Origin of the sequence: Pseudomonas ficuserectae (assembly GCF_024584585.1) — a bacterium.
Classification (GTDB): Bacteria; Pseudomonadota; Gammaproteobacteria; order Pseudomonadales; family Pseudomonadaceae; genus Aquipseudomonas; species Aquipseudomonas amygdali.
Map to the genome: position 1 here is coordinate 4,990,947 of NZ_CP085684.1, position 23,656 is coordinate 5,014,602.

At 52.0% G+C, this 23,656-nt stretch carries 20 protein-coding genes and 1 tRNA gene; 10 read left to right on the top strand and 11 right to left on the bottom strand.

Translation table 11 applies throughout. The annotated features are described in order from the left end of the window. Positions 1 to 43: 43 nt before the first annotated feature. From LJU29_RS22140 to LJU29_RS22175, 8 genes are all read left to right on the top strand, one after another. On the top strand, positions 44 to 985 hold the full coding sequence (locus LJU29_RS22140; RefSeq protein WP_002552145.1) for a ribose-phosphate pyrophosphokinase: 942 nt from the start codon (positions 44 to 46) through the stop codon (positions 983 to 985). A 124-nt stretch (positions 986 to 1,109) separates the two neighbouring features. Beyond that, a complete protein-coding gene (locus LJU29_RS22145; RefSeq protein ID WP_002552144.1) occupies positions 1,110 to 1,721 on the top strand; it encodes a 50S ribosomal protein L25/general stress protein Ctc in 612 nt (203 codons plus the stop codon). Between the two features lie 164 nt (positions 1,722 to 1,885). Beyond that, positions 1,886 to 2,470 carry an aminoacyl-tRNA hydrolase gene (pth, locus tag LJU29_RS22150; protein WP_003317127.1) on the top strand — a complete coding sequence of 195 codons (585 nt, stop codon included), beginning with the start codon at positions 1,886 to 1,888 and terminating at the stop codon, positions 2,468 to 2,470. 21 nt (positions 2,471 to 2,491) lie between these two features. Continuing rightward, positions 2,492 to 3,592 carry a redox-regulated ATPase YchF gene (gene ychF / locus LJU29_RS22155; protein ID WP_004663905.1) on the top strand — a complete coding sequence of 367 codons (1,101 nt, stop codon included), beginning with the start codon at positions 2,492 to 2,494 and terminating at the stop codon, positions 3,590 to 3,592. A gap of 305 nt (positions 3,593 to 3,897) precedes the next feature. Beyond that, positions 3,898 to 4,971, top strand: coding sequence for a dTDP-glucose 4,6-dehydratase (rfbB, locus tag LJU29_RS22160; RefSeq protein ID WP_002552133.1), 1,074 nt, complete (start codon positions 3,898 to 3,900; stop codon positions 4,969 to 4,971). Further along, positions 4,971 to 5,876: a dTDP-4-dehydrorhamnose reductase gene (rfbD, locus tag LJU29_RS22165; protein WP_257111202.1), complete on the top strand. Its 906-nt coding sequence runs from the start codon at positions 4,971 to 4,973 to the stop codon at positions 5,874 to 5,876. The genes rfbB and rfbD overlap by 1 nt, the downstream gene beginning before the upstream one ends. Next, complete coding sequence (rfbA, locus tag LJU29_RS22170; RefSeq protein ID WP_257111203.1) at positions 5,873 to 6,763, top strand: glucose-1-phosphate thymidylyltransferase RfbA; 891 nt, start codon at positions 5,873 to 5,875, stop codon at positions 6,761 to 6,763. Before rfbD ends, rfbA begins: the two co-directional genes overlap by 4 nt. A gap of 44 nt (positions 6,764 to 6,807) precedes the next feature. Continuing rightward, positions 6,808 to 7,773 (top strand): glycosyltransferase, encoded by a 966-nt coding sequence (locus tag LJU29_RS22175; protein WP_257111204.1) that lies wholly within the window; start codon positions 6,808 to 6,810, stop codon positions 7,771 to 7,773. Positions 7,774 to 7,783: 10 nt separating this feature from the next. Here the strand turns inward: LJU29_RS22175 and LJU29_RS22180 are convergent, their stop codons facing one another. The 9 genes from LJU29_RS22180 to LJU29_RS22220 form a co-directional block, all read right to left on the bottom strand. Continuing rightward, entirely contained in the window at positions 7,784 to 8,638 is an 855-nt protein-coding gene (locus LJU29_RS22180; protein ID WP_257111205.1) for a class I SAM-dependent methyltransferase, read from the bottom strand. Further along, on the bottom strand, positions 8,635 to 10,026 hold the full coding sequence (locus tag LJU29_RS22185; protein ID WP_257111206.1) for a rhamnosyltransferase WsaF family glycosyltransferase: 1,392 nt from the start codon (positions 10,024 to 10,026) through the stop codon (positions 8,635 to 8,637). Before LJU29_RS22185 ends, LJU29_RS22180 begins: the two co-directional genes overlap by 4 nt. Positions 10,027 to 10,049: 23 nt before the next feature. After that, complete coding sequence (locus LJU29_RS22190) at positions 10,050 to 10,775, bottom strand: ABC transporter ATP-binding protein (RefSeq protein ID WP_005753036.1); 726 nt, start codon at positions 10,773 to 10,775, stop codon at positions 10,050 to 10,052. Position 10,776: 1 nt separating this feature from the next. Next, positions 10,777 to 11,556, bottom strand: a complete 780-nt coding sequence (locus LJU29_RS22195; protein ID WP_257111207.1) for an ABC transporter permease — start codon at positions 11,554 to 11,556, stop codon at positions 10,777 to 10,779. Next, positions 11,553 to 12,143 carry a dTDP-4-dehydrorhamnose 3,5-epimerase gene (gene rfbC / locus LJU29_RS22200; RefSeq protein WP_257112847.1) on the bottom strand — a complete coding sequence of 197 codons (591 nt, stop codon included), beginning with the start codon at positions 12,141 to 12,143 and terminating at the stop codon, positions 11,553 to 11,555. The genes LJU29_RS22195 and rfbC overlap by 4 nt, the downstream gene beginning before the upstream one ends. Positions 12,144 to 12,559: 416 nt before the next feature. Then, a complete protein-coding gene (locus LJU29_RS22205; RefSeq protein WP_257111208.1) occupies positions 12,560 to 13,711 on the bottom strand; it encodes an acyltransferase family protein in 1,152 nt (383 codons plus the stop codon). Positions 13,712 to 13,966: 255 nt separating this feature from the next. Further along, the gene (locus LJU29_RS22210; RefSeq protein ID WP_257111209.1) at positions 13,967 to 15,061 is read right to left on the bottom strand and encodes an acyltransferase family protein; all 1,095 of its coding nucleotides are present in this window, start codon (positions 15,059 to 15,061) and stop codon (positions 13,967 to 13,969) included. 28 nt (positions 15,062 to 15,089) lie between these two features. Next, complete coding sequence (locus LJU29_RS22215; RefSeq protein ID WP_257111210.1) at positions 15,090 to 16,103, bottom strand: glycosyltransferase family 2 protein; 1,014 nt, start codon at positions 16,101 to 16,103, stop codon at positions 15,090 to 15,092. Between the two features lie 177 nt (positions 16,104 to 16,280). Further along, complete coding sequence (locus tag LJU29_RS22220) at positions 16,281 to 18,338, bottom strand: methyl-accepting chemotaxis protein (protein ID WP_257111211.1); 2,058 nt, start codon at positions 18,336 to 18,338, stop codon at positions 16,281 to 16,283. 338 nt (positions 18,339 to 18,676) lie between these two features. On the opposite strand from LJU29_RS22220, the gene LJU29_RS22225 reads away from it, so the two are divergent. Together LJU29_RS22225 and LJU29_RS22230 are read left to right on the top strand one after the other, a co-directional pair. Further along, positions 18,677 to 19,798: a J domain-containing protein gene (locus LJU29_RS22225; protein WP_257111212.1), complete on the top strand. Its 1,122-nt coding sequence runs from the start codon at positions 18,677 to 18,679 to the stop codon at positions 19,796 to 19,798. Positions 19,799 to 19,915: 117 nt separating this feature from the next. Beyond that, positions 19,916 to 19,992 (top strand) — tRNA-Met (locus LJU29_RS22230). A 212-nt stretch (positions 19,993 to 20,204) separates the two neighbouring features. On the opposite strand, the gene LJU29_RS22235 is transcribed toward LJU29_RS22230, so the two are convergent. Both LJU29_RS22235 and LJU29_RS22240 read right to left on the bottom strand, forming a co-directional pair. Next, the gene (locus LJU29_RS22235; RefSeq protein WP_054996671.1) at positions 20,205 to 22,289 is read right to left on the bottom strand and encodes a hybrid sensor histidine kinase/response regulator; all 2,085 of its coding nucleotides are present in this window, start codon (positions 22,287 to 22,289) and stop codon (positions 20,205 to 20,207) included. Continuing rightward, the gene (locus LJU29_RS22240) at positions 22,279 to 23,601 is read right to left on the bottom strand and encodes an ATPase domain-containing protein (protein ID WP_257112848.1); all 1,323 of its coding nucleotides are present in this window, start codon (positions 23,599 to 23,601) and stop codon (positions 22,279 to 22,281) included. Before LJU29_RS22240 ends, LJU29_RS22235 begins: the two co-directional genes overlap by 11 nt. Between the last annotated feature and the right edge of the window lie 55 nt (positions 23,602 to 23,656).

The following is a 23,656-nucleotide window of genomic DNA, read 5'->3' on the forward strand; positions in this document are numbered from 1 at the left end:
TTCTATACTCATCCAGGTTACCCTCAGCCTCTAGGTACTGCGCGTGTCCAAGATGATGGTCTTTACGGGGAATGCCAACCCCGATCTCGCTCGGCGTGTAGTACGTCAGCTGCATATCCCACTCGGTGATGTTTCTGTCGGAAAATTTTCCGACGGCGAAATCAGCACTGAGATTAATGAAAACGTACGCGGTAAAGACGTCTTCATCATTCAGCCGACTTGCGCACCAACGAACGATAACCTGATGGAACTGGTTGTGATGGCTGATGCCTTCCGCCGCTCCTCAGCGTCCCGAATCACTGCTGTGATTCCCTACTTTGGTTATGCCCGCCAGGATCGCCGTCCGCGCTCCGCACGTGTTGCCATCAGCGCGAAAGTTGTTGCTGACATGCTCACCGTGGTGGGAATCGACCGTGTTCTCACGGTTGATCTTCATGCTGACCAGATCCAGGGTTTCTTCGATATTCCGGTAGATAACATCTACGGCTCCCCCGTTCTGGTGGATGACATCGAAGACCAGCGCTTTGAAAACCTGATGATCGTTTCCCCCGATATCGGCGGCGTCGTGCGTGCACGTGCTGTCGCTAAATCCCTGGGCGTCGATCTCGGTATTATCGACAAACGCCGTGAGAAAGCCAATCACTCTGAAGTGATGCATATCATCGGTGATGTCGAAGGGCGTACCTGTATTCTGGTCGATGACATGGTCGACACCGCCGGCACCCTGTGCCACGCGGCCAAGGCCTTGAAAGAGCATGGCGCAGCCAAGGTCTTTGCCTACTGCACACACCCTGTGCTGTCGGGCCGGGCGATCGAAAACATTGAAAATTCCGTGCTGGACGAACTGGTGGTCACTAACACCATCCCGTTGTCCGCAGCAGCACAAGCCTGCAGCCGTATCCGTCAACTGGATATTGCGCCGGTAGTCGCCGAAGCGGTTCGCCGCATCAGCAATGAAGAATCGATCAGCGCGATGTTCCGTTAACTGACATCACGCAGACGAAAAGCGCCCCGCCCTGACATCCGGTCAGGGCGGGGCTTTTTTGCCCATACCGCCCAAGCGCTGGTCGCAAACGCAACGGCGGATGTGGTTAATTTGGAGATACAACATGAACGAATTTACCCTGAATGCAGAACAGCGTTCCGACCTGGGGAAAGGTGCGAGCCGCCGCCTGCGTCGTCTCGCCAGCCTGGTTCCAGCTGTAGTCTACGGTGGCGACAAAGCCCCTGAGTCCATCAGCATGCTGGCCAAGGAAGTTGCCAAACTGCTCGAAAACGATGCGGCCTACAGCCACATCATCGAGCTGAACGTTGGCGGCCAGAAGCAGAACGTCATCATCAAGGCGCTGCAACGTCACCCGGCCAAAGGCCACGTGATGCACGCTGACTTCGTGCGCGTTATTGCCGGCCAGAAACTGACCGCAATCGTGCCGATCCACTTCCTGAACGAAGAAGCTCCAGTCAAGAAAGGCGGCGAGATCTCGCACACTACCACTGAACTGGAAGTGACCTGCCTGCCTAAAGACCTGCCTGAGTTCATCGAAGTTGATCTGGGCGCGCTGGAAGTGGGCGACAACGTTCACCTGTCCGAGCTGAAAGCACCTAAAGGCGTCGAGTTCGTTGCCTTGGCACACGGTACTGACCTGGCAATCGCCAACGTCCACGCACCGCGCATCGTCAAAGACGAAGCAGAAGAAGGTGAAGAAGGCGCAGCCGAGTAATTCATTACTTGGTAACGTCGGAGTTGCTCAGGAAACATCGCGAGCGATAGCAGGCAAAGCGGGCGAGATCGCTGAGTTTACATCATGGTAAATGAGCAGTTTTCGCCTACATTGCCGCTGTCGCCAGCGGTTTAACCCTCAACTCCAAAGGAAGAGCCCCTGTCGTGACCGCCATACAACTGATCGTGGGTCTGGGAAATCCAGGCGCTGAATACGAACAGACCCGGCATAACGCAGGGGCTTTTTTTGTTGAGCGTATTGCTGCGGCGCAGCGAGTCAATCTCGTTCCCGAGCGCAAATTCTTTGGCCTGACCGGGCGTTTTACGCATCAAGGTCAGGATGTTCGTCTGCTGATCCCCACCACCTACATGAACCGTAGCGGCCAGGCCGTCGCGGCACTCGCCGGTTTCTACCGTATTCCGGTTGAGTCGATTCTGGTGGCGCATGACGAGCTGGACCTGCCTCCGGGCGTTGCCAAACTCAAAGTGGGTGGCGGCCATGGCGGTCATAACGGCCTGCGCGACATCATCGCGCAGCTCGGCAACCAGAACACATTTCATCGCTTGCGGCTTGGCATCGGCCACCCGGGCGATGCCAGCAAGGTATCCGGCTTTGTCCTGGGTCGAGCGCCACGCGCCGAACAGGAAAAACTGGACGCCAGTATCGATTTTGCCCTCGGCGTGCTGCCGGATATCTTCGCCGGTGAATGGAACCGGGCGATGAAAAACCTGCACAGCCAGAAGGCCTGACATCACTCGAGGGGAAACACCATGGGATTCAATTGCGGCATCGTCGGCCTGCCTAACGTCGGCAAGTCCACCCTGTTCAACGCCCTGACCAAATCTGGTATTGCGGCCGAGAACTTCCCCTTCTGCACCATTGAACCGAACAGCGGCATCGTGCCGATGCCTGACCCGCGCCTGGCGGCCCTGGCAGCCATCGTCAACCCGAAACGCATCCTGCCGACCACCATGGAGTTCGTCGACATCGCAGGCCTGGTGGCAGGCGCCTCAAAAGGCGAAGGCCTGGGCAACAAGTTCCTCGCCAACATCCGCGAGACCGACGCCATCGCTCACGTGGTGCGCTGCTTTGAAGACGAGAACGTGATTCACGTCTCCAACAGCGTCGACCCCAAGCGCGACATCGAGATCATCGATCTGGAACTGATCTTCGCTGACCTCGACAGCTGCGAGAAGCAACTGCAAAAGGTCACGCGCAATGCCAAGGGCGGTGACAAGGACGCAGTGGTCCAGAAAGGCCTGCTTGAACAACTGATCGCCCACTTCAGCGAAGGCAAGCCAGCACGCAGCCTGATGAAGAGCATGAGCAACGACGAGAAGGCCACCATCCGTGGCTTCCACCTGCTGACCACCAAGCCGGTCATGTACATTGCCAACGTTGCCGAAGACGGTTTCGAGAACAACCCGTTGCTGGACGTGGTCCGCGCCATCGCCGAAGAAGAAGGCGCAATGCTGGTGCCGGTCTGCAACAAGATCGAAGCCGAAATCGCCGAACTGGATGACGGCGAAGAAAAAGACATGTTCCTCGAAGCGCTGGGCCTCGAAGAACCCGGCCTGAACCGCGTTATTCGCGCGGGCTACGAAATGCTTCACCTGCAGACCTACTTCACCGCAGGTGTCGAAGAAGTCCGCGCCTGGACCGTTCGCGTCGGTGCCACCGCACCACAGGCCGCAGGTGTCATCCACACCGACTTTGAAAAAGGCTTTATTCGTGCCGAAGTCGTGGCCTATGACGACTTCATCCAGTTCAAGGGTGAAGCCGGTGCCAAGGAAGCGGGTAAATGGCGTCTGGAAGGCAAGGAATACATCGTCAAGGATGGTGATGTGATGCATTTCAGGTTTAACGTGTAGGCCATAGGCAGCGTCCAGCGGGATCTCGGCAAGTGCAGATTCCTCTATCACGAAAGCCCCATTATCTGGGGCTTTCGCGTTTCAGGCATTGGCACCGTCGGTTGGCTACACGATTGCAGACGCCCTCAAATTATTTGATGGGGATGTCTATTTTTCTATGTAAAATGTCGTTTTTTTACCGCCGCTCATCCACGTCATTTAAACATTCATGTTTAACGCAGGCAGATGTTTCAAGACGGCGACTGATCAGCGATTGTTTCCACGGACCGGGCAGAGCCTTGTCATAACCCAAGGTATATACTCTTTTGAAGATCTTAGTAACAGGCGGTGCTGGTTTCATCGGTTCGGCAGTGATTCGGCACATCATTGCCAATACAGCCGACTCAGTCGTCAATGTCGACAAACTGACGTACGCAGGCAATCTTGAATCACTTCAGTCGGCCGATCAAAGCGAGCGTTATGCCTTTGAGCACGTGGACATCTGCAACCGTGAAGACCTGGACCGGGTTTTCAAAGAGCACCAGCCTGACGCTGTGATGCACTTGGCAGCCGAATCGCACGTAGACCGCTCCATCACGGGTCCGTCGGAATTCATCCAGACCAATATCATAGGCACCTATGTACTGCTTGAAGCAGCACGCAGCTACTGGAGCCAGCTGGACGAAGTGCGCAAAGCCAGCTTCCGCTTTCACCACATCTCGACTGACGAAGTGTATGGCGACCTGGAAGGCCCGGAAGATCTCTTCACCGAGACAACGCCTTACCAGCCAAGCTCGCCCTACTCGGCCAGCAAGGCCAGCTCCGACCACCTGGTACGCGCCTGGAGCCGCACCTATGGCCTGCCGACCCTGGTAACCAACTGCTCGAACAACTACGGTCCATGCCATTTCCCGGAGAAGCTGATCCCACTGATCATCCTCAACGCACTGGAAGGCAAGCCGCTGCCTATCTATGGAAAAGGCGATCAGGTTCGTGACTGGCTATATGTCGAAGACCATGCCCGCGCACTGTACAAAGTTGTGACCGAAGGCGAGATCGGCGAGACCTACAACATTGGTGGCCACAACGAGAAACAGAACATCGAGGTGGTCAACACCGTTTGCGCGCTGCTTGACCAACTGCGCCCGGATTCAGTCCATCGTCCGCACGCCAGCCTGATCACTTACGTTCAGGACCGCCCGGGCCACGACCTGCGCTACGCTATCGATGCCAGCAAGATTCAGCGCGAGCTGGGCTGGACACCGGAAGAAAGCTTCGAATCGGGTATTCGCAAAACAGTACAGTGGTACCTCGATAATCCTGAATGGGTTGCTCATGTAAAGAGCGGAAGCTACCAGCAATGGATCGACAAGAACTACACAGCGCGCGCCGATAAATAATGAAAATTCTTCTTTTGGGAAAAAACGGCCAGGTCGGCTGGGAGTTGCAGCGCTCACTTGCAGTAGTGGGTGAAGTTATCGCGCTTGATCGCCATACCGTCTCGACGGCATACGGTGACCTTTCTGGCGACCTGTCCAATCTGGAGGGGTTACGCAATTCGATTCGTCGCATTCAACCTCAGGTTATAGTCAACGCCGCAGCCTATACCGCTGTCGACAAGGCCGAAACCGAGCGTGAGCTTGCGCACACGGTCAATGCTCTGGCCAGTCAGGTAATGGCAGAAGAGGCACACACGCTGGACGCGCTGTTGGTTCACTACTCGACCGACTATGTGTTCGACGGTTCGGGCAACACCGCATGGAAAGAAAGCGATGCGGTGTCGCCGGTCAACTATTACGGCGCAACCAAGCTTGAAGGAGAGCAGCTTATTGCTGCCTCAGGCTGCAAGCACCTGATCTTCCGCACCAGCTGGGTTTACGCGGCACGTGGTAACAACTTTGCCAAAACCATGTTGCGCCTCGCAAAAGATCGCCCGACGCTCAATGTGATCGCCGATCAGATTGGCGCACCTACAGGTGCGGAGTTGCTGGCCGACATAGCGACGGCTGCCCTGCTTCAAACGCTGGCGAAGCCGGAGCTATGTGGCATTTACAACCTGGCACCGGCCGGTGAAGTGTCATGGCATGCTTACGCGCAATACGTGATTGATTTCGCCCGCGCCAACGGGGAACCCTTGGCAGTGGAAACGATCAATCCAATCGGTACGATCGAGTACCCGACGCCAGCGCAACGCCCTCTGAATTCGCGTCTGAACACAGAAAAGCTGCGCCACAATTTTTCTCTGCACCTGCCTGACTGGCAAAATGGTGTAGCCCGAATGCTCATGGAAACTCTGAACAAATGACCACCATTAATCGTAAAGGCATCATCCTGGCCGGCGGCTCGGGCACTCGTCTGCACCCGCTTACCCTTGGCGTATCCAAGCAGATGCTGCCTATCTACGACAAGCCGATGATTTTCTACCCTCTGTCTGTGCTGATGCTGGCAGGTATGCGTGAAGTCCTGATCATCTCCACACCAGAAGACTTACCGAGCTTCCGCAAGTTGCTGGGTGACGGCAGCCAATATGGCATTCAGCTCACCTACGCAGAGCAACCAACGCCTGATGGCCTGGCACAAGCCTTCATCATCGGCGAAGAGTTCATCGGTGAAGATCCTTGCTGCCTGATTCTGGGCGACAACATCTTTTACGGTCAGCACTTCTCCGACAACCTGCGCTCGGCCAGCCAACAGTCCAGCGGCGCTACTGTCTTCGGTTACCACGTTTCCGATCCTGAGCGCTTTGGCGTTGTAGAGTTCGACGAAACCGGTCGCGCCTTGAGCATTGAAGAAAAACCTGTCGCACCGAAGTCGAGCTATGCCGTAACTGGCCTGTACTTCTATGATAATCAGGTTGTTGAAATCGCTAAAAACATTAAGCCTTCCGAGCGCGGCGAGCTGGAAATCACTGATGTAAACCGTGTCTATCTTGAACAGAAGAGTCTGACGGTAGAAATACTGGGACGTGGCTTTGCCTGGCTTGACACGGGCACTCATGACTCCCTGCTAGAAGCCAGCCATTTTGTGCACACGATTGAGCAGCGCCAAGGCTGGAAAGTCGCGTGCCTTGAAGAAATTGCCTTCACCAACAAATGGATTACTGAAGCCCAGCTCGCCAAACAAGCCGAGAAGCTCAAGAAAACGGGTTATGGCCAATACCTGCAAAAAATATTAGAACTCAAACACTTCTAATCAGAAAACACGCAAAACTTCTTCATTATAGGTAGCCCATCGGCATGCAATCAACGCTTCCAAATGTAGTTGTCTTGCTAGCTGCCTATAATGGAATTAAATGGATAGACCAGCAATTAGATTCAATACTGGCTCAGCAGGATATCAATGTAACAATCTACATAAGCATAGACCCCTCTTCCGATGGAACGGAAAAGCGGTGCATGGAATACTCTACCAAACACCCCAACGTGATAATACTGCCTCAGGCAGGGACGTTCGGTGGTGCGGCACGTAACTTTTATCGACTAATAAAAGACGTCGACTTCTCCTCATTTGATTACGTAGCGTTTTCTGATCAAGATGACATTTGGCACGACCAAAAAATTGCCAGAGCGCACTCAAGTCTGAAAACAGGAGCTTTTAGTGCCTACTCCAGTAACGTAATAGCGTTCTGGCCAGATGGCCGCCGCCTTGTAGTCGACAAAGCTCAGAGACAGGTAAAGTGGGACTACCTGTTTGAAGCTGCAGGCCCTGGATGCACATACGTACTAAAGCGAGAGCTGGCAGATGCGTTCAAGCATTCATTAATCGATAACTGGGATCAGGCGCAGAACGTAAGCCTTCATGACTGGTACTGTTATGCGTTTGCACGACGTCATGATTACAAATGGTTTATTGATCCGCTTCCCGGCATGGACTACCGGCAGCATGCTCATAATGAGATAGGGGTCAATGCAGGCGTTGCATCAGCTAGAACCAGGCTCAAAAAAATCATGAAAGGCTGGTGGAGCTCACAAGTATTATTAATCAACAAACTGACAGAGACCAAGAGATCCAGCTTAAAATACACAAAAAAACAAGGCCGGTTCTTTTTTATAAAGCTCATAGGTCATGCATACGAGTGCCGTAGGCGCCCCCGTGACAAACTTCTTTTTGCGGCGGTATGTATCATTGCAGCATTGACGGTGCCTTCAACAGCGACCGACGAAGTATCGATCAAAGAGATTCCCCCTGAGAGGAATCCCTGACACTGTGATTTTAGTGCTGCTGATCATTTAACGCTTTAGCAGAATCAATATGAGCGTCTATGAGCTTTTTCAACTCTTCAAGTAAAGACAGGTTATTCATTGGATTTTGAGCGGTGGCCAAAAACATATCCTGGAAACGGCCATAACGAAGCTGATCAAGCTCGATCTGGTTCTCAAAAAAACCGCCTTCTGGAATTTCGCTTCTATTTTGCGCCATTCCCCTCCGGAGAAATGAAACACCAGGGTATACATGCAAAGACTCAATCTGCCAATCAGGTACCATGGCCTTCATTTCAGGGGACAGTAAATTATTACGATTAATTATATCAATGGACTGTTTTAGCCATCTTACTGGCGTGTCCAGATAATCCTTGGCTAACGTAGACCCGTCATAAACAGGCCAGTAAGCAGTAAAGTAATCTTCAAGTATGTAGTATCCTCCCGGTGAAACATGCGCGATCAACGAGAACATACTGGTCAACTGGTCAGACCGTTTGTGGCTGCCATCATCAATGATTACGTCAAACGGGCCATACTCTTGTGCAAAGGCTTCTAATGCGGCAGAGTCCCCTTGGTCACAGATGAACGTTTTGATACGATCAGAGTCAAGTTCATTCTTGGGATAAATATCCAGCCCATAGATATCCGCGAGAGGAAATACTTTCTCCCACAACTTAAGAGAGGCCCCACCGATCTCACGCCCCTCACCGCCGATTCCGATTTCAAGCAGTTTGAATGGACGATCAATGTATTCCTGGAGATGAGAAGCATAAAACGGATGATAGTTATGGGGGACGATTTTATCGCACCCAAACTCTTCACCCACTTCCCTCAACAGCTCAATAAACTCTTGTTTGCTTTTCATGACGAAAAAATCTCCTTGATGAAGGACCGATGCTCATCGCTCCAGGTTTCATCCCAGGATTTAGGCCAATTGATAATGGCATTTTCATATCGGGCTTTAACATCACGTGTACGCAATACACCTTCTTGTATCGCTGCAGACAGCTCATACAATCCCGGATGCGCAGGAATAATGTTCCCGGATATGCCCTTCAAATATTCAGGGGTCTTGGTTTCAAACGTATTTGTAACAACAATTGCTCCGGACGCAGCAAGGTCCATGGGAATCAAACTTGGGTGAGGGGAGGACATCAATGTCAGACACAAATCAAATGTCTTGGTGATTGCCTCATACTCGTCCAGCGGCATTCGAGGCAGTTGTTTGACCTCAACGCCATTCGCCAGCTGAACAGTCGTGTTACCGATGCCCATGCCGAAGAACTCCCACTCGTCAGCGTCGAAGGCGCCTTTTGAGTAAGCATCGATTAATGAAAGCGCAGCCATTTCGAACATATTTCTGTTTACCGCGGGGCGGCTATAGAAAACAAAACGTTTTTTGGATGAGCTCTTCTCTTTAGAAAATTCTTCTGCAGAATAGATAGAAGACGAGTAGGCATTATCGAAACTCATGCTTCTATAAGCGGCCTCGGTCGAAATTATTTTTTCACGCTTAAGGTACTCAAGTAACGCACTCGATGACGACAACGTGTGGTATTTAAAATCATACGAGTTACGGGCGATGCAGTACAGACTGTTAAATGGATAGAACGCTGCTTCATAATCCTGGATAAGATACAGGAATGGTTTACCGCCTGTATGGCTGGCAATTTTATCTGCGAAATAAGCGCTGTACCAAACGGTAGCAACACAATTGTCATGAGGCGAGACGACTAATGGTTCAGCACGAGAGCCTATGTACTCAACTTCTACCTCGTCAAGAAGCCGCTCCATAGATGGAAATTTTTTCAAAGCCTGCCGGAATTCGTCTTCTACATAGTAAAAGTTATCAAACAGCACCATGCGCACCTGAAAACCCTGTTGCTTTATAAACAAGGCGATATTGAATACACCAAAAAAACCAGCTGAAATGGTATTAAGTGTAAAGGCAGGCACAAGCACATTTATACGCTTGGGTGCATTTTCATCGACGACAACGTCCGGAAGATCATAGGCCCGGTTAACCATCAAATTTAAAAGATGGGCATCATAGACCTGCGGTCGCTCGATTTCAGATTTTTCCTGCTCACGCATCATCTTGGAGAGGGGCAAAAATATATTCACCACCTTTAGTGCATAAAAAGCCACTTTTACGCGCAAAGGCAATGCCGCAGGCGACTTATTTTCGCGAAGCGTAGCCAGCGCAAGTCGGCACGCATAAGGGCCTAAAGCCTCAAATGCGATCATCTTCATGATTCTCAGAACTCCAGATTTGCTCATAACGTGCTCTCAATGTTGTTAATTTCAACAATTCCGCCCGCTTCGAGCTTAATTGTCTTATTACAGAACTTGTTAATTATATCTTTTGAATGCGAAGCCATGATGACGATTTTTGAACTACTCATCATGTCTTGCATGCGCTGACGCGCTTTGTCTTGAAACGCCTCATCGCCAACACCGAACACTTCATCAATCAAGAGAATGTCACTGGGGTACAGTGTAGAGATCGAGAACAACAACCTCAGCTGCATGCCAGAAGAATAAGTCCTTATAGGCAAATCAAGGTACCCACCCAAGCCCGAAAACTCTTCGATCTTATGTATATCTTCTTTGACCTGTTTCAACGAGTACCCGTAAAGTCTTGACAGCCTTTCTATATTTGCCCTGCCGGTCAGCTCATGATCTGTTCCCACCCCCAGCTCGAACAGGGCTCTTACCGAACCTGATATAGATCGAACGCCGGAGGTGGGCGTATAGATACCCGCCAACATACGCAGCAAACTGCTCTTGCCAGCGCCGTTGTGACCAATCAGGCCTATTCGGTCGCCTTCCTTTACGCTTAGGTTGATGTCTTTTAACGCGTGAATATGAATGGTATGAGTGTTATCACTGGAAATTGCCCCCCCCGTTGTCAGATTTACCAACTGACGTCGCAGAGATCCGCCCAACTCAGTGATGACTGGAAACTTTAATGAAACATTATTAAGCTCTATAGATGCCATATTAGATCCAGAATACTATGTTTTTCTTGCAGCGACTGAAGACAACTGAAACCAGGCACCAACCTACAACACTTAGAACAAACATATTCAGGTAGTCTTGTTCAATGATCGGCAGGGAAACAAGAGGATTCTTGACAAGCGAGAACAGCGTGGCGATAGGGTTGTAATCAAACCAAACGACCGACGCTACCACATCTGACTTTTTGTAAAGAATCGGCGTCAAAAAAAACAACACAGGCATCAATGCATCAATAGATGGTCCCAAGTCACGAAAACGCGCGCCCATGGTTGAAATCAGAAGCGACAACCAACTCAAGTTGATCAGAATAATCAATAGCCCGAGCAACGCCCACAGAAAGTTTTGAACACTTGGGAAGCCATAGATAAAAAAGACAACAAGAATAATACTTATATTGTGGGTGAAGTTTATTAAATGCTTCAACAGAAGTCGCAAGGTGTGAATCGACAAGGGCAACGAATAGTTTCTTATAATTGCAGCCTGATTACTGAAGCAACCCGCCGATTCGGAAATGACTCCCGACATCATGAACCAAAGAACAAGTCCCACTGCAAGGTTGGGGAGCATCGTCGGCAAGTCCACATTCATCACGGCGCTCCAAACCACGCCTAGCCCTAGCACCCCCAAGGCGGTGCCCAGGGTTATCCACCATGGCCCCAACATGCTTCTTGCATACCGCGCTTTGGTATCGCTGATCGCAAAGTGAAGCCAGATATCTCGTCTGCGTAGAGCCGCTATTATATCTTTCATTCCCTCTTTCATTGCTGCTTCAATACCTTTTCGCATGGGAGAAGACTGGAATCTTCAAAGTATTCCAACTGGGAGAACGGTAATGCATTTTGATCCTTGACTGACAAGGTTGGCTGAGTAGACAGCGCAGGCCATTGAATGCCAATGTCTGCGTCATCCCACCTCAAAGACCGTTCAGACCTAGGGTCATAATAATTAGTTGTCTTGTACAGAAATTCAGCACTGTCGCTCAGCACTATAAAGCCGTGCGCGAACCTTTCAGGTACCCACAGCTGCTTTTTATTCTCTTCACTTAAGTACTCTCCCACCCACTTGCCAAAGAAAGGAGAGTCTTTTCTCAAGTCGACAGCCACGTCAAAGACTTCACCTTTTATGACCCTGACTAGCTTTCCTTGTGGGTTCTGGATTTGATAATGCATGCCACGTACCACCCCGCCCGCTGACTTGGAGTGGTTGTCCTGAACAAAATTCACTTTGCGATTTACAGCCGAATCAAAAACCTGCTGATTAAAACTTTCATAAAAGAAACCCCGTTCGTCACCAAATACTTTCGGAGTAAAAAGAATAACGTCAGGTATTGCAAGTTTTATAGATTCCACCTTAACCTCTGAAAAATAACAAACAAAGCGACCCGTCACGATAGCATAGAAAATACCTTCCTGGCTACGCCTTAACTTTAATTTAACTATTATCGTTAAGCGATAGTTAAGAAGACGCAAAGACAGAATAACAACCCGGAAGCGTCTGCAGCCTGGGCACGCGCGCTGCAACTGAGCGCACTCGAAAGCCAAGGCAAGCCGTCCGACTCCTGCCTGTAAACATGCATTACGAGGCCTGTCGCCCTGCCCCCCCCCCATGCTTGTCGAGAGCATGCACTTAATGATGCACCGCTGCCGTAGCAATCTGAAAGGCTCTACGGCCAAGACAACCGTAATGGAGCGGATATTTTTTCCCTGAAAAAACAGAGTTTATTGGCCATTGCCCGCCCTGCAGGCAATGCCGATAAGATGAGTGATCAGGAAGAGTGAGGGGCTACCACTACTTTCGTACGTCCGAATCTTCGTCCTATTTTCCGCAAGGGAGTTTCAACAAACCGGTAGTTGCACTCTGCAGCGATGAATACAGCCGACCACGTCGCAATAGCCAGAACAGGATTGAAGACATCGTGAGTAAGCGGAACCCTGAACTGATTGTCAAATCCGGAAAAACGAAACGCTAATTCATTCACTGCGTAATAGATCGGGAAATGTAAGAGATACAGTGAGAATGAACGCGTACCCACCCAAAGAAACGGCGCTAAGATACCAGCCTTCGGTACGAGAAAGCCTTTATCGAATGAGGCCAGAAGAACCAGCATACCGCTGACGATTGCGATGCCGCCTGCGGCAAAATAGAACCCGACTCTCGGCATAATAGAAAGCAAAGCAACCAGCGATAAGAACAGGATCAATCTGTGCCTGTGTGTATCCTCCAGAAGCGTAGAAAGGCGACTATACACATCTGTTGTCGAAAAATAGGCAATCAGCACTCCAAGTAAAATAGCATCCGTCCTTATAAACCAAAGAGCACCGCCCACCGTTTGGTGCCATGGCATGCGGTAGACAGGAAGCTGGATCAGCACCAGCACGACGACTATCAGGATTAAACGTTTTTTGGGCAGAAAGAAAAGAAGAGGGAGCAATAAATAAAACTGCTCCTCAAGGGAAAGGCTCCAGTACACGGGATTAGGACCGCATGAAGAGGTGCCGATCACACAAAGAAAAACATGTATATTCGAATAATTAAGGACTGCTGCAATAGAGTCCATAACATTCGGCCACAGGGGCCCAAACGCACCTGAATGATTGAAGTAAACTGTCGCGATTAATGACAAGCCTACCCATAGCCACAATGTTGGAACGATACGGAAGAACCGTCGAATCCAGAACAAACGAATCTCAACCCAGCGCTCACGCCCAGGCAGATCATGCCAGGTTTGAAACATGCTTTTCGATATGACGAAGCCGGAGATGCAAAAAAAAAGGTCGACCCCTCCCCAATAGGGGTTGTTCATATTGATAAATGCCCACGCCTCTTTGGAGGGCATCAGCAGGGGCCCCAGATGTTGAAACAGCGTAAACAGAATGGCAACGGCACGTAAAATTTCGATTTCTTCAACTTTTTTCATCTGGGTGCTTATCTCTCTTCCTTTACTTTCTCCCTTATGAGCTTGTCTGTAAGCGCTCCAAGCTGGCTAAGGAAGAAAACTTGCCTGTCCATAAGTAGACTTGAGCATGCGGGCGCTAACGGTAACTATATTCGCCATGAAGTGTCAATCCATGATATCGACACCTTTAGCCACTCATAAGGTTCTGAAGCCCAGCGCAGTGCAAAAAGCCAAAGCCAAGCGCTGAGTCACACAAGACGTACTGAAAACTTCACACTAAACAGCTGCGCCGCTTAACCGGGCACGGGATTTACCATGTACATAATTCAATATCGGCTTCTCGACCATGAGCCACGATAAGGTAGCGAGCACAATGACCACTGCGACAGACGCTGACAGTGAGGCATAAAAACTTAAACCAGAAACATTAATCATCAACTGCTGAACGGGAAATGCGTAGAGGTACATCCCATAAGAAATATCAAATCTGGACCTGATAATTGTATCGCTGAAAAACGTCCCAACCATCAGGACCAGTACGCTAATACCTACACTTGCCAACACCATAACCCAGGGCGTATTCAATGAAAAAAAGACAAGCATTATAGAGAGCACACTTACCACGATCTTTGTCTTCGGACTGGCAAACAATGCTTTATAAAAATACAAAGAAGCGCCTACAAAAAATGCGATTCCGACCGTCGAATAAGCCAGAAGCTTTGGTGCCATTGGATGCGATGAAGTCGAGCATATATACGTTGTGAGACAAAAAAACAACGCAATGAGCAAAGGTGTTGTGGCGTTACGTATCAGGAGCAGCGCCAAGGCGAGCGCTACGTAAAATCCGAATTCAATCTTTAACGTCCACAAGCTTCCATTAAAGGAGTCGTTGAATATAAAGCCACTTGTTATCTTACTGATGTCAGCACGACCAAACATCGAAATTTTCAGAAAGTCGATCAGAGCATCCAGACTTAAGACATACTCAGCACCGCGCCCCTTGCTGAAAAAAAGGCCTGCAATGTATACCATCACACCTGCACATACGATCAGGGCAGGAAATAGTCGCGCTATTCTTTTTTCCAAGTAAAGATACACACTAGGCGTGTTCAAGAAGCTTTGAGAAATCAAAAAACCCGATATCACAAAAAACGCGAGCACTGCAATAGCACCTAACGAATTATACCCCTTTAGCATAGGCTCTTGAAAACCAGACAGTACATAATGATGGCTAACTAACACGGCCAGTGCCGCCACGTGCCTGATCAAGTCGAACGCGTTATTGCGATTAATCACATGTTGCTCCAACAGCGGTAAGATTTTTATTGAACTCAAAGGAAGTGGCGGCATATAGTCGGCTGCCGGTGTCATCCATTTTCCTACTGAAATGATATTACCATTACACCTGCCCCAACCATATCGCAATCATCAAGCTCAAGTTACCTCGCAGCGTCTGCCTGTATATCCCGGCCTTTCGAAGTGTGCAAACGCGCTTAAAAAACCCCTGCCTGCGACCGCTTTCAAAATGCGCTAGGACGCCCCGGCTCTCCTCAGTAAGCATAAACTCCATACCTTTGAGAACTGTCACGTTCGCGTCATTCCATTCGGCAAACCGTCCTGAAAGCATTTTGCGAAAACGTACCAGTCTGTCACGAGCGCTGGCATTGGCACCAATCAGGTTGCCGCTGTGCTGGCGATAATCCAGGCAGGGCTCAGTGTCATAGGACACCTGACCACCGCACCCTGAAACCAGAAGGTAGGTCAGCCAGTCATGGGCTATCAAGGGAGACCGGTCAGGTAACTTGCACAATAATCGACGTGCCGCCTGATTGATCAGCATTGTATTGGCGCCTGCCAGACTTTGGACCAACGCGTTTCTGAAGGACGGCGGTTTGCTGAACAACGGAGATACCCCGATCACACCCAGATCCGCATCGACCAGGCGGGTTCTACCGCAGTAGAGCGCGGGAATGCTGCTGTTGGCACTCTCGAGCAGATCGACACTGCGCTTGAGCTTGTCATTGAACCAGACATCATCCTGATCGCTGAAAGCAAAATAATCGGCCTCTATTTCAGGACGCTGAACCAGAGAAATGAAGTTTTCTGCAAAGCCCTTACAAGGCCCGCTGAAAATCACCAACCGCTCCTGCCCCCAACGCACCTTGTAGTCGGACAAGATGTCAGAAGTGTCATCAGTTGACGCATCGTCGGAAACATAAAGCACCCAATTGCGAAAGGTCTGAGCGGCAAATGATTCAAGCTGCTCACGAAGATACGCAGCACCGTTGTAGGTACACATCAAAATAGCTACACGAGGGTGCCCCGGAAGAAGATCGTCAGCCTCGGTTGAGCCTTGCCCTCGCCGCAGATTGACATCGTCCGCGCTGGCTTTTTCGGTAAGCTGCGTTCTCAAGAAACCTTTCGCCTGCAAAAATAAAGCATTTTACGCCTTGTATCGACGCTCGTCAGTCATCAAATGAATGAATGCGCTCCCCGCTGATCCAACTCTTATACGTTACCCCATCGAATACAGAAAAACCGGCGGGCTTGATCACGCCGGATCTTCGTCCTAATGCTACAACCCCACCAATCACCCCAGCCGAAACCGCGCCGTATTGTCATTCAACGCCCGACTGCCCTGGCTCAGAGTATCCGCCGCCTGATTGACCGCTCGCGCACCTTCCAGCAAACGCCCGGCTGCCTGATCGACCTGCTGGATGTTGCTGCTGACCTCGTCGGCGGTCGATGCCTGTTCTTCCACGGCCGTCGATATTTGCGCCAGTGTATCGGTAACGCCCTGCACTGCCGTGGCGATTTCGCCCAGACGAACCCCCAGGCCGGTTACCGACTGCGCATCGTTGACGGCCTGTCCGCAGGCAGCTTCCATCAGGTTCACAGCCTGAGTCACGGTGGAGCGCAAGCTGTCGACCGTCCCGGCGATCTGAGCGGTCGAGGCCTGCGTGCGTTGCGACAGACTGCGCACTTCATCGGCAACCACCGCGAACCCGCGCCCTTGCTCACCTGCCCGCGCCGCTTCGATCGCCGCGTTGAGCGCCAGCAGGTTGGTCTGCTCGGCGATACCGCGAATAGCGTCCACCACCGATTGAATCTGTTGGCCCTGCTCGCTGACCCGGCCCAGGGCGGCGGCGGTTTCGGTCAGACGCTGATTGAGCTGCTGGATGCTATCGGTGGTGCGCTGGCTGTCCTGGCTGCTTTGCTCGGCAATACGCCGGGTATGCCTTGCGCTTTCAGATGCCTGCTCACAGCTTCTGGCCACACCTTGAGAAGTAGCGGCCAGCTCGGTTGCTGCCGCAGCGATCTGGCTGATCTGCTGTTGCTGGTCTTCGACCTCGGTCAGCGTCCCACTGGACTGAGCATTCAGCGTCAGCACTGCATCGCCGACACGCACGGTTTCTTGATTGACGCCCAGCAGACTGTTACGCAGCTGCATAACCGCGACATTGAGCGCCCTGCTGATAGCGGCAAGCTCGTCACGCCCCTGCACGGCCACTTCGACACACAGATTGCCGTCACGCAGCGATTCAGCCAGCGTGGTAATGCCGCTGGCGCTGTTGCGAATCGAGGATTGCAGGCAGGCGAACAGATAGATGGCCATGATCACCAGAACACAGAAGATCACCGCCATCGGGATGAACTCCATATTGGAGGTTTCATGGTAGTAATCGAGACGGCCGTTGAGCGCATCAAGCGACTGCCTGCGCAGACCTGCCGTGCTGCCGGTCAAGGTGTCGATGCTCTTTTCAAACTCTTCCGGCTTGAGTTTGATACTACCGCCGAAAACCCCGTCATCAATGACCTTCAGTTCGGTTTCCAGCACTTGCTTGACCGCAGCGTACTTGTCGGCCCAAGGCTGCAACTGCTCAGGGAGCTTGGATAACAGCAGGCTGGCAGCCTTCTGCATCTGATCCTTGGAATCATCGATACGACCGCGCAGATCGCGCATCTGCAAGCGGCTCTGCAGGCTGAACTGACCCGATGCCACTGACGTCTGCCCTACACTCGACAGGCGGCCGATACGCTCGATCAGATCCGGTACTTGCTGGGTGGAAAGCTGCATGAGCATGTAGGTTTCAAGCCAGGGGTCGAGAATCAACCCGCTGTCCATTGCGATTTGCTCGCGCAGCGCCTGAACCAGGTTCAACACCGTCGTGAAGCGCTCATAACCATCGGGCCACCAGCCCACTGTACGCAATGACGCAGTGTCCAGACCAGTGACTGCCGCCTGAAGCGCCTTGAAACGGGTCATCGTGTCGGCGGGCGCATTTTCGCGCTTCAATGCGGCATCAACGCCTTCCAGGGCTTTGCTGATACGCGGGATGCCTGCATCGACGTTGGCCATCGCAGCTTTAGCGGCAGGGGTCGGCTCGCGCAGAATGTCGGCAGCCTTCCAGCGAGCGGCATGGTCGCGCTGGGCAGCCAGTTCAATATTCAGATCATCAAGTGCCAGCAACTGACGCACGCCCGATTGCTCGCCGGAAATGACATCGAGCTTGTTGCTGTACTCCTTGGTGATGACCCATGCGCTGCCCGCCAGCGGCAACATGAACAGCAGGAACAAGACCTGAAACTTGCGAGCGAAACCAAAATGTCCCATCAGGCGCATGCCTGGTGACAAAAGACTGTTCATGTCCTGCGACTCCCCGTGAACACCTGCCGGATCTGAGCAAACAGAGGCGATGCTTTTTTTAAAAAAACGCTAACAGCAAAATGCCATGTTCTTGTTTCAATGGCGATACGTGTCGCCTCACATTGGTACGAAAAGCACGGCCGATGATGGGTTTTCGTACCCTATGGCGCAGCAATTGACGTACCGCCGACATTGAAGCAAGAACCGGACCGTACACGAGGCTGGGAACGTTCTTTCAGGGCAGCACAATATTCATCCCGAACAGGGCACTGGAAACGTAAACTTCGGCAAACCGATTGACCCCGTCTTAGCGCTCCCCTCGTCAAGGAGGTCTTGCCATGACCACACCGCCCGCCTCACCGCGTATCGTCGCGCAACCGTCCAGGCCTCAACTGAGCGCCGGTCAGAAGAAATTCAACACGTTGATGGAAAAGCTCGAAACCAGGCGCAAACTTCTGCAGCAATGGCTCGTTATTTCAACAACCTGCGAAAAGCTCTGGGTCGAAGAAGTGGTCCCGATGATCAGCGAGCAGGCCGAAAACGAAATTACCAAGCTGCGCCTGCTCGACGGGGCCTTCGATCAATTCCGTCTGAGCAAGAAAGACAGAGCCACGTTGCTGGAAATCATCTGTGTCATAACGATGTCGCTCATGGGCGGCGAACACGATGAAGAACTGAAGCAGCTCTACCTCAAATACACCGGCAGTGATTACGACGAGGATGAGCGCCTGCAAAACCAGCTGTTCAAGTCCTCGCTGGAAGAAGAGCTGGGCGTGGAACTGGGAGACGATGTCGACCTGAACTCCATAGATGATGTGACCCAGCACATTGAAGAGAAACTGCGCGAGCAGGCCGAACAGGCGCAAAGCACCCAACAGCCGAAGAAGCCCACTGCCAGCGAAATACGCCGTGAACAGGAAGAGGCGGAAGGCAGCCAGTCATTACGCGAAATCTATCGCAAACTGGCCAGCGCCTTGCACCCGGACCGCGAGCAGGATGTCGATGAGCGCGAGCGGAAAACGGCGCTCATGCAACGGGTCAACGAAGCGTACGAAAATGACAACCTGCTGGCGCTGCTGCAAATGCAAATGGAGATCGAGCAGATCGACCAGACGCATATCGACAACATCACCGACAAACGCCTGAAGCACTTCAACCGTATCCTGAGCGAACAACTCAGAGAGCTGGAAGACGAAATCCACGACCGCAAAATGCTGATCCGGGAACAATTCCTGATGGACCCCTATGAGGACATCCGACCCAAGACGGTCAATGCAAAATGTGCGAAGCAGCTCAAGGCCATACGTGAACACCTCGACGACGCGCAGGATGAACTGGACGCACTGACTGACCCGAAAAGCCTTAAAGCCTGGCTCAGGGATCAGCGTGACATGGCAGAGATGCTGGAGCGGGTAGAAGAATTCGATGATCTGGAGTTGCTGGACACCCTGCTCCGGTAAAAGCCCGAAAAACCTGCCTTTTGCGAGGTCAGCCAGCTAACCGGTTGATCGCACGCAATTATTTTTCACAACAACGCTTGACACACATGCGTTCTCCGAGAATAATGCGCGCCACTTGGCTACATAGCTCAGTTGGTTAGAGCATAGCATTCATAATGCTGGGGTCCGGGGTTCAAGTCCCTGTGTAGCCACCAAGTACAGAATGACAGATTTCAGCTGAAGCCTGTCATTCAACAAGAAGCCCGCCTCGTGCGGGATTTCTTGTTTCTGGCTTCCATCCGGGTCTACCCCCGACCATCGCTCCCGTGTATGCCCTCTCCAATGCTTCAATAAAAATTGACCCGGGAAGTGGGTAACAGGTTAACGACACGAGGCATGTTCACCGACTGGACGTATACCGGAACGCCTACTCCAGAACCGCACTCACATCGCCTTCCAGCATGCTCGCCACCCTGATGGCAAGCGACTCCAGTGTGAAGGGCTTCGTCAGAAGCTGCATATAGGGGCCGAGAAAATCAGCCCTGGTCAACGCACCTTCCGCATACCCCGTGAGGAATAAAACCGGCAGACGCGGACTGAGTTGTTGGAGAATTTCGGCCAGTTGACGACCATTCATTCCTGGCAATCCGACATCCGTGAGCAGAAAGTCGACCTTTTCCAGGTCGTTAAAAACCCTCAAGGCCTCTTCACCGTCACGTGCGACGTGAACCCGGTATCCAAGCTCTTCAAGAACCTCTTGGTTGATCAAGCGCACAGAGTCGTCATCTTCGACCAGAAGAATAACCTGACCCTGACCCGTGCTGAATTCCGAGGACGTAAACGGTGGGTCCGATTCAACCTGCTTATATTTGGGCAAGCAGATTGAAACAGTCGTCCCGACTCCGGTTGTGCTTTCGATTGAAAGACGTCCATTGCTTTGATTGGCAAACCCGTAAACCATCGACAGTCCCAAGCCTGTGCCTTGACCAATAGGTTTGGTCGTGAAGAAGGGCTCGGTTACCTTGTCCAGCATATCCTTGGGGATGCCATGCCCTGTGTCGCGCACCTGCACGCATACATGCCGCAAAGGCTCGTCCTGGGCTTCCTGCTCCACGCATGTAGCAATGGTTAAACCACCCCCATGCGGCATGGCGTCTCTTGCGTTGATCACCAAGTTGAGTACGGCGTTCTCCAATTGGTTGGCGTCTGCAAAAACCCAGGGATCTTCGGGGCTCAAATCGAACTTGATAATAATTTTTTCAGTGACGGTTTTCTTGAGCAGGTCGGCAAGAGCAGTGATGAGATTATTGACCGATACTGCTTTTTCATCCAAAGACTGGCGTCGGGAGAATGCGAGCAATCTATCCGTGAGTGACGCGGCCCTTTGGGCTGAAATGAGTGCGGCGTCCATGAATCGCTCAACGCCTTCCAGTCGCCCACTGGCCATTCGGAGCTTGATCAGGTCGAGCGAGCCAATTACCCCGGTCAGCATGTTATTGAAGTCGTGGGCGATTCCGCCGGTCAATTGACCTACGGCTTCCATCTTCAATGACTGTCGTAACTGCTCTTCGGCGCGGGCTCGCTCTTCACTCTCGGCCTTGAGCTGCTCAACAGCAGCGTTCAGCTCTTGCGTTCTGGCTTTGACTTGAATCTCTAGCTCTTCATTGAACCTGCGCAAATTCAGCTCAGCCTGTTTTTCATCGTTGATATCAACGATGACGGAGGCCGCACCAATTATGTGGTGTTTTTCGTCATACAGAGGTACAGCACTGACACGCATCCATGATTCCCGACCTGCATCCCGGCGATGATAAAAGTCCACGCCGGTTGCCGCATCGCCTCTCAGAGCCCTGGCACCAGGGAACATGTCGGGCTCCAGGCGCTGACCTTGCGCATCGAGCCCTACCCACCGTGCAGCGCCATCTGTCTGTCTGGAAGGAATCACATTGTCCGGCACATATTGGCGATACAAGGGATTGCTCACCAGGGAGGTCCCTTGTGTGTCCATGAAGCACACTCCAACCGGAATATTTTCCAGCAGGATCTGCAACCGGGTTCTTTCTTCAGCCAATTGAGTGAGGCTTTGCCGCATCTCGAACTGACGCTCACGGGCTCGCCAGGCCGCGGCGATCGCGCTCAATAACGAGGACGAGCTGAGAGGGCGCTCCAGGACGATCACATGTCCTGCCGATTTTGGCAGCCTGCGCCTGGCCATCTCGGTGTCTCGCCCAGAACGACCTTTATTCGACGCGAGCAAGATGACGGGGATCTCCGACCATCCCGGTTGCCGGTCCAAAGCGTTTCCGAAACTCAGCACATCCCCCGAAAGGCTCTCCTCCGTGAGTATCACCAGACCAGTGCTTTCACCCAGAGCGATTGAAAGCGAGGCCAGGTCGTGGTGAGCTTGAACGGGGTAAATATCGCCAAGCAGTTTACCGAGGCTTATTGCATCTCCCTTGAAGGGAGCCACAATCATCAGGGTTTTGCGTTCAGAGAATTGCTCAGTCGCCACGCTTGCGCTCTTCCATCAGCGGAAGGTTGGCACCGAAGTACTCTGGAGTACCCGTCAACACGCCGCGGAAATCGACTAATGGCGCACCGACGCGAATACCCCTGGAATCAATCCGGAGTTCGCGAATCGCGTCCTCATGGGCTCCGGTGCGATGTTTCAGAACAGAGATGGCCTTGCGCAAACGCCCTTGCGCCTCGAAGAAGCGAATGAGGATGACAGAGTCCGCGACATAGGAAATATTCAGGTTGGTTGACATCGACCCTACCAGCCCATGCTGAGGATTGATCAAGAACGTAACGACGCCCAGTTGGCTCAGGTATGAAAGCAACTCGTGCATCTGCAAGATCAATTGCTGTTCCTGTGGCATCGCCGCCATATAGCCGTTAAGGCTATCGACAACGATCATGGTACTACCGCGCTCTTCGACCTCTGTGCGAACCCGCCACGCAAATTCCCCGGGAGAAATCTCGGCAGGATCGATTTGCTGGATGATCAACTGACCGCTCGATACGTGGCGACTTAACTCCATGCCCATGCTGTCTGCCCGGGAGATCAAAGTAGCAATGCGCTCATCGAATTCGTAGATGGTGCATTTTTCACCTCGTGCGCAGGCTGCCGCCAGATAGGCAAGGGTAACGGTGGTCTTTCCAGAGCCAGCAGGCCCTGTGACCAAGGTACTGGTTCCCCTGAGCGGGCCACCGACCAACAAGTCGTCCAGCTCCTTGACACCGCTAGGCACAGGCTCCGCTTTGAATGGGACATGGTGAGTGGCCGCAATCAACCTCGGATACACCTCCAATCCGCCCCTGCGAATAGTGAAGTCGTGAAAGCCTGCGACAAAGTCAACGCCTCGTAACTTTTGCACCTGAAGTCGCCTGCGGGCGGCACCGAAATCCAGTGTCAGCCTCTCAAGCGTGATCACACCGTGGCATAAGCTATGCAGATGGTTATCGCGTTCCCCCGTGGAAGCCGTGAGATCGTCCACAAGCAGGACCGTGATATCCCGACCTGCAAAATATTGCTTGAGCGCCAACACCTGGCGACGATAACGCAGAGGATCCTGAGCCAGAAGCCGCATCTCGGAGAGGCTGTCGAAGACTAGCCGTCTGGGCTGAAGTTTATCGACTCGCTGCTGAATAAGCTTGATGGTATCGCCCAGCTCCGCCTCCCACGGATGCAGTATAGACTGCTCGTACTCATCGCCCAGTACTTCCTCTGTTGAGGAAAACTCGAACAAATTAATGCCGTCCAATGACCAGCCATGTGAGTGAGCGACGCTTTCAAGCTCTTCGCTGGTTTCTGAAAGCGTGATGTATGTAGTGGTCTAATGGTTCCGGACACTCATTTAGGCGAGAATATCGCCAGAT